Here is a 6,663-nt window from a genome sequence, read left to right on the forward strand (position 1 = left end):
TTAAGGCTGCGTGGCCGTCCCCATCGGATTACATCGGCGGGCGCAGGCCGTCCTTGCCGACCGCGACGCGCTTGGCGCTGAGCTTGCCGTCTTCGTTGCCGGCGATGACGAAGGCCTTGGCGCCGGGCTTCAGGATCGCCGCGTCGGCCGGCTCGAAGGTCACCACCGGGGCCGAGGCCGGAACGGCGATGGTCTTGGAGCCGTCCGCGCCGTAGCTCACGGTGAGCGTCGTGACGCCACCCGCACCCGCGCTTTTGGCGACCGTGCCGTTGGTCATGGCGCTCTTCACCTTTGGCGCGCCGGCCGTCGTGGCCTTCACGGTGCCGTTCGTCATCGCGCTCTTCACCTTCGGCGCATCGCCCGCGGTGGTGTCCTGGATCTCGTCCCAGGGGTAGTGGCCCTCGCCGGTGCCGCGCATCGCTTCGGGAAACAGCACCACTTCCAGCGCCGTGGGCGGGTTGTCGCCCTTGGTGGCGGTGCCGATGAAGACGCCGTCCTTGATCTGGTCGAGGCTCGACTTCACCACCGAGGCGTATTTCGTGTCCGGCGCCAGCGCGACGGTGGTCGAGCGGCCGTCGTCGGTCTTGAGGACCAGCGTCGTGCCGTCCGCGCTATCGATGGTGCCGCGGACCCGCTCGGGCTGGGGCGCGGCGTAAGCGGCCGTCGACAGCGTGGCCGCGAGGGCGATCGTGGTGAAGCGAAGCATGCGTGTTTCCTGATGGGATGGATGGCTCAGATGGGGCCGGCCCGCGGGCGTTCCACGGGCGAACGGTCGGGGCTGCGTTGCGTCACCCCGAGATGCCGGGCCGAAAAAGCCGTCCGCGCTCGGTCCAGGCTACGACGGCGAGCGTGAGGCTCCCGAGCCCGGCATAGCCGACGCCCACCGGCAGCACGGTGCCGTCGAAGCTCTGGCCGATCACCGAGCCGAAGGCCGCGCCGAGCAGCGTCGTGTAGAAGCCGAGAAAGGACGAGGCGGTGCCGGCGACCTCCCCGACCGGCTGCATCGCCAGCGCCTGGAAGTTCGGCATGGTGAAGCTGATCAGGAACTGGTTCGCGCTCAGCACGGTGAGAAACAGCCACAGCGGCGGGTGGCCATGCCAGGCGAGCCCAATGCCGACCTGCACCAGGGCTACCGCGACGAAGGCGATCAGCCCGGCATGGGAGAGCCAGTGCATGCCGAGCCGCTCGACGAGCCGGGCATTGATCAGCGTCGAGGCGCCCATGGCGCCGGCCACCAGGGCGAAGGCCGCCGGGAACCAGCCGCCGAGCCGGTAGAGCCCGGAATCGAAGACCTGCTCGGCCGAGCCGACATAGCCCATGATGCAGCCGACCATCAGCCCGAGCGCCGTGCCGTAGCCCAGCGTCGCGCGGCTGCGGATTGTCAGGCGCAGGGCCTGCCCCATCGCCGTCAGCGAGAGCGGCCGGCGGTATTCCGGGTGAAGCGTCTCCGGCATGCGCAGCGTGAACCAGACGGCCAGGACGCCGCCGAGCGCCAGCATCGACACGAACACCCAGACCCAGGACCCGAACAGCAGCATCGCCTGCCCGAGCGCCGGGGCGAGCATCGGCACGATCAGGAACACCATGGTGATCAGCGACATCACGCTGGCCATGGCGCGCCCGGCATAGCGGTCGCGCACGATGGCCAGCGACAGCACACGCCCGCCGGCCGCGCCGACGCCCTGCAGGATGCGCGCGGCGAGCAGCCAGCCGAAGGACGGGCTGAACATCGCGAGCACCGTCGCCCCGAGATACACGCACAAGCTGACGAGCAGCACCTTGCGCCGCCCGAGGGAATCGGAGAGCGGCCCGTAGAGAATTTGGCCTGCGCCGAAGCCGATCATGTAGACGTAGATCAGGAACTGCAGGCTGTTCGGATCGGCGACCGAAAAGCGCTCCCGGATCGCGGGGAAGGCCGGCAGCAGGTTGTCGATCGAGATCGCGGTCACCGCCATCATCAGCGCGACGATGCCGACGAATTCGCGAAAGCCCGGGCCGTGTGCCGGGTGCGGGGCCTGTTCGATCGAGGGGTCGGGCCGGATCGACCGGAAGGGTGCTGTCACGATCGCGCCTTGCGATGTTGGCTCGTTGCTGGTGTAGCCTTTACCGGTGGCGGGAGCCGGGCGGGTCGCCCGTCCCGCAGGGCTGCCCCGTGCGGACGCGGCGTCGCAGCCCGGATCTGGTACCAACGGCCGTAAGCTTCGGCTCTTCAAGCCGCCGGCCGTTGGCAAGCGCGAATGCGCGTCGCCGCTTATGCGGCGGGCAGCCCTGAAGGCGTCAGCCGTAGGGGCCACTGGTATGAGAAGGACTGACGATGACCGACCGACGCGGGGCCAGCGGGGGCCTGCGAGGCGACCTCAAGCAGCGGGTGAAGACCGGGCGCGGACGCACCCTGTCGCAGAAGCGCTGGCTCGAGCGCCAGCTCAACGACCCCTACGTGGCGCGGGCCAAGCGCGAGGGCTACCGCTCGCGCGCCGCCTTCAAGCTCATCGAGATCGACGAGCGCTTCAACCTGCTGAAGCCCGGACAGAAGATCGTCGACCTCGGCGCCGCCCCCGGCGGCTGGTCGCAAGTCGCCGCGAAGAAGATCGGGGCCGAAGGCTACGTCGTCGGAATCGACCTGCTCGAGATCGAACCGATGTCCGGCGTCGAGTTCATCATGCTCGACTTCCTCGATCCGACCGCCCCCGGCCTCCTCACCGATCTCCTCGGCGGCCCGGCCGACCTCGTCCTGTCGGACATGGCCGCCAACACCACCGGCCACAAGAAGACCGACCACCTGCGCATCATCGGCCTCGCCGAAGTCGCCGCAGAGTTCGCCCGCGAGATCCTGGCGCCGGGCGGCGCCTACCTCGCCAAGGTGTTCCAGGGTGGCACCGAGGGCGACCTGCTCGCCGACCTCAAGCGTGACTTCGCCAGCGTCCGTCACGTCAAGCCGAATGCGAGCCGGGCGGATTCGAGCGAGCTCTACGTGCTGGCGACGGGGTTTCGCGGACGTACGGAAACAGCGACGCCCGACCCGGAGTGAGGTCGGGCATCGGGTGGCCAGCGAATGATCAGCGCTTGACCGTGACCGGCCCGTTCATCCCCGGCCAATCCGAGTAACCGTTGGCGCCGCCGCCGTACCAGTACGGCTTCGGCGCCTCGGCGAGCGGTGCCCCGGAGGCGAGGCGCGGCACGAGGTCCGGGTTGGCGATGTAGGGCCGGCCGAAGCTGAACAGGTCGGCACGGCCCTCGGCGAGTTCCTTCTCGGCGAGCTCCAGCGTGTTCTGGTTGTTGCCGATATAGGCGCCCTTGAAGCGCCGACGCAGGTCGAGGAAATCGACGCCGTCCGGCACGTCGCGGGTCTGCTGCGTCACGCCCTCGATGGTGTGGATGTAGAGCAGGCCGTAGGCGTTGAGCGCGTCGACATAGGTGCCGAAGGTCTCGTGCGTGGTCGAATCGAGCGGGGTCTCTCCGGGCTGCGTCGTGGCGGGCGAGAGGCGGATGCCGACGCGATGGCCGCCGCCCCATGCCTCGGTCACGGCCTTCACCACCGCAAGCGGGAAGCGCAGGCGGTTCTCGATGGAGCCGCCGTACTGGTCGGTCCGCTTGTTCGTGGAATCGCGGACGAACTGCTCCAGAAGGTAGTTGTTCGCCGAGTGGATCTCGACGCCGTCAAAGCCGGCGCGCTTCGCGTTCTCGGCGGCACGGCGGTAATCCTCGACGATGCCGGGGATCTCGTCGGTCTCCAGGGCGCGCGGGGTGACGTGCTCCTTCATGCCGCCTTCGGTGAAGGCGGTGCCGGTCGGCTTGATCGCCGAGGCCGAGACCGGGAGCCGGCCGTTGGGCTGCACGTCCGGGTGCGAGATCCGGCCGGTATGCCAGAGCTGGAGGAAGATCCGGCCGTCGTTGGCGCGGACCGTCGCCGTGATCTTCTGCCAACTCTCGACCTGCGCATCGGTCCAGATGCCCGGGGTGTAGGCGTAGCCGACGGCCTGGGGCGAGATGTTCGTCGCCTCCGAGATGATCAGCCCGGCATTCGCGCGCTGGCCGTAATAGTCCTGGGCGAAGTCCGGCGGCACGCCCTGGGTCGACGAGCGGCTGCGCGTCAGCGGCGCCATCACCACGCGGTTCTTCAGGTGGAGGTCGCCGAGGGTGTAGGGCTGCAGAACGGGGCTGTTGGACATGCGGTGTCGGTGTTCCTTGGTTGCGGTGGATCGAGCGGTCGCGCGGCGGAACTGAGCCTCGCCAGGCGACCGGTCGGTTCGTTCAGTGCTGGCTCAACTCGCCTTCAGCCCGTCGAGTTCATCGAGGCCGCCGCCATCGGCATAGGCCGTCTTGAAGCTCTCGCGTGTCTTCCAGCGCTGCCAGAAGCGGTCGAGCTGCTCGAAGCGCTCGTCCAGCGGCGTGGCGCAGACCGGATATTTCGAGAAGGCGATCGCCGTGCAGAGCGTGATGTCCGCGAATGTCGGTTGGTCGCCCCCGAGCAGCCAGTCGCGCCCGTCGGCGAGGTGGCGGTCCACCAGTCCGGCATGACTGAGCGCCTCCTTGCGGCAGTGCTCGCCCCATTGCGGGTTGGAGGTCAGCTCCAGCTTGGGTCCGAGGCCCTGGTGCAGCACGTGGAACATCGTCGTGATCCGATAGAGGATCTGCACCCAGATCCGGTCGTCCCACATCGCGTCCTGCGCCTGTTCCAGCGCCGTCCCGCCCATGATGGCCCGGCCGGGAAAGCTCTGGTCGAGATAGCGGGCGATGGCCGCGCTCTCGGAGAGCGTGCCGCCGCCGGGAAGCTCCAGCGTCGGCGTCTCGCCCCAGGGGTTGCGTTTCAGGTGCCGCCATCCGCGCTGCTCGCCGGCGGGTGCCATGGCGAGCAGCCGCTCCTCGACCCGGTCGGCGATGCCCTTCTCGTGGATGAGAAGGCGCACCCGCTGCGGGTTCGGGAAGACGGAGGGCGACGTGTAGAGCGTCAGCCTGTCCATGACTGCCTCAGGCGACCGTCAGGCCGACATCGACGTTGCCGCGCGTGGCGTTCGAGTACGGGCAGATCTGGTGCGCGGCGTCGACGAGCGACTGTGCCTCGGCCTTGTCGAGGCCCGGCAGGGTGATGGTGAGGTCGGCGGTGATGCCGAAGCCGCCCTCCGAGCGCGGGCCGATGCCGACCTTGGCGGTGACGGTGGTGTCGGCCGGGATCTTGGCCTTGGCCTGGGCGCCGGCGACCTTCAGCGCGCCGAGGAAGCAGGCTGCATAGCCCGAAGCGAAGAGCTGCTCGGGGTTGGCGCCCGGACCGCCTGCGCCGCCGAGTTCCTTCGGGGTCGAGAGCTTCACCTCGAAGCTGCCGTCCTCTGTCTTGGCCGAACCGTCGCGGCCGCCATTGGCGGTGGCAGTGGTGCGGTATTTCACGTCGACGGTCATGCTGGACTCCCTGGATTCCGGTCGGGGCCGGATCGGCGTCATGAGCCGGTGCCCCGTCTCGTCCAAGGCTTTATAGATTGCGCGCAATTTAGTTACGTGCGCTGGCGCACATGGACGATGCCGATCGGCTTTGGGTGCGATCAACGCACGCCGACGCGCCTCAGGACTTCATCCGGACATAGGTCCCCGGGGCCGGGCCGAGGGAGGGCAGGGGACCTTCGCCGGGGATGCGGGCGGGGACGCGCTCGGGCGCCTGGGCCTCCAGCCATTTGAACCAGTAGGGCCACCATGAGCCCTCGTGCTCGGTCGCGGCCTGGACCCAGTCCTCGAACCGGCCCTTGGCCGGCCCCCCGGTGCGGAAGCCGTATTTCGCTTTCTTGCCCGGCGGGTTGACCACGCCGGCGATGTGGCCGGAGCCGGCCAGCACGTAGTCGACCTTGCCGCCGAACTTGCCCGACCCTTCGAACACCGAGAGCGCGGGGGCGATATGGTCCTCGCGGGTGGCGAGGTTGAAGATCGGCACCTTCACCTTCTTGAGGTCGAGCTTGACGTTGCCGAGGACCATCTGGCCCTTCGCCAGCGTATTGTTGAGGTAGCAGTTGCGCAGGTAGAACGAGTGGTTCGCCTCCGGCATCCGCGTGGAATCGGCGTTCCAGTAGAGCAGGTCGAAGGGCAGCGGCGCTTTCCCTTTCACGTAGTTGTTGACCACGTAGCTCCAGATCAGGTCGCTGGGCCTGAGCATGTTGAAGGCGCTCGCCATGCGGGAGCCGTCGAGGTAGCCGCGCTCCTTCATGCGCTCCTCGACGATCTGGATCTGCTCCTCGTCGGCGAAGACCTTGAGGTCGCCGGCATGGGTGAAGTCGACCTGCGTCGTCAGGAAGGTCGTGCTCTTGATCCGGGTGTTGCCGCTGGCGGCCTGCGCCGCCATCGTCACCGCGAGCAGCGTGCCGCCGACGCAGTAGCCGGCGGCCGAGACCTCGGTCTCGCCGGTGGCGATGCCGATCTGGTCGATCGCCGTCTCGATGCCCTCGCGCATGTAGGACTCGAAGTCCTTGTCGCGGTGGCGCTCGTCGGGATTGACCCAGGAGATCACGAAGACCGTCAGCCCCTGGGAGACCATCCAGCCGATCAGGCTCTTCGTCGGATTGAGGTCGAGGATGTAGAACTTGTTGATCCAGGGCGGCACGATCAGGAACGGGCGCTTGAGCACCGTCTCGGTCTTCGGCGCGTACTGGAGCAGCTCCATCAGGTCGTCTACCGCAACGACCT

General features: G+C 68.3%; 7 protein-coding genes. 1 reads left to right on the forward strand and 6 read right to left on the reverse strand.

What is annotated here, in order from left to right; genetic code table 11:
- Positions 1-28: 28 nt before the first annotated feature.
- Positions 29-706, reverse strand: a complete 678-nt coding sequence (locus MFF07_RS22265; RefSeq protein ID WP_147818454.1) for a metal ABC transporter permease — start codon at positions 704-706, stop codon at positions 29-31.
- A gap of 82 nt (positions 707-788) precedes the next feature.
- A complete protein-coding gene (locus MFF07_RS22270) occupies positions 789-1,958 on the reverse strand; it encodes a multidrug effflux MFS transporter (RefSeq protein WP_147818458.1) in 1,170 nt (389 codons plus the stop codon).
- Between the two features lie 356 nt (positions 1,959-2,314).
- Between MFF07_RS22270 and MFF07_RS22275 the strand changes: the two genes are divergently transcribed.
- Positions 2,315-3,028: an RlmE family RNA methyltransferase gene (locus tag MFF07_RS22275; protein WP_147818453.1), complete on the forward strand. Its 714-nt coding sequence runs from the start codon at positions 2,315-2,317 to the stop codon at positions 3,026-3,028.
- Positions 3,029-3,056: 28 nt separating this feature from the next.
- Here the strand turns inward: MFF07_RS22275 and MFF07_RS22280 are convergent, their stop codons facing one another.
- The 4 genes from MFF07_RS22280 to MFF07_RS22295 form a co-directional block, all read right to left on the reverse strand.
- Complete coding sequence (locus MFF07_RS22280) at positions 3,057-4,169, reverse strand: alkene reductase (RefSeq protein WP_147818452.1); 1,113 nt, start codon at positions 4,167-4,169, stop codon at positions 3,057-3,059.
- A 93-nt stretch (positions 4,170-4,262) separates the two neighbouring features.
- A complete protein-coding gene (locus MFF07_RS22285) occupies positions 4,263-4,961 on the reverse strand; it encodes a glutathione S-transferase family protein (RefSeq protein ID WP_147818451.1) in 699 nt (232 codons plus the stop codon).
- Between the two features lie 7 nt (positions 4,962-4,968).
- Positions 4,969-5,394, reverse strand: a complete 426-nt coding sequence (locus tag MFF07_RS22290; RefSeq protein ID WP_147818450.1) for an organic hydroperoxide resistance protein — start codon at positions 5,392-5,394, stop codon at positions 4,969-4,971.
- A 160-nt stretch (positions 5,395-5,554) separates the two neighbouring features.
- On the reverse strand, positions 5,555-6,663 hold a 1,109-nt coding region (locus MFF07_RS22295), incomplete at its 5' end, for a PHA/PHB synthase family protein (RefSeq protein WP_373322415.1).

Origin of the sequence: Methylobacterium thuringiense (assembly GCF_022179645.1) — a bacterium.
In the GTDB taxonomy this organism is placed as follows: domain Bacteria; phylum Pseudomonadota; class Alphaproteobacteria; order Rhizobiales; family Beijerinckiaceae; genus Methylobacterium; species Methylobacterium thuringiense.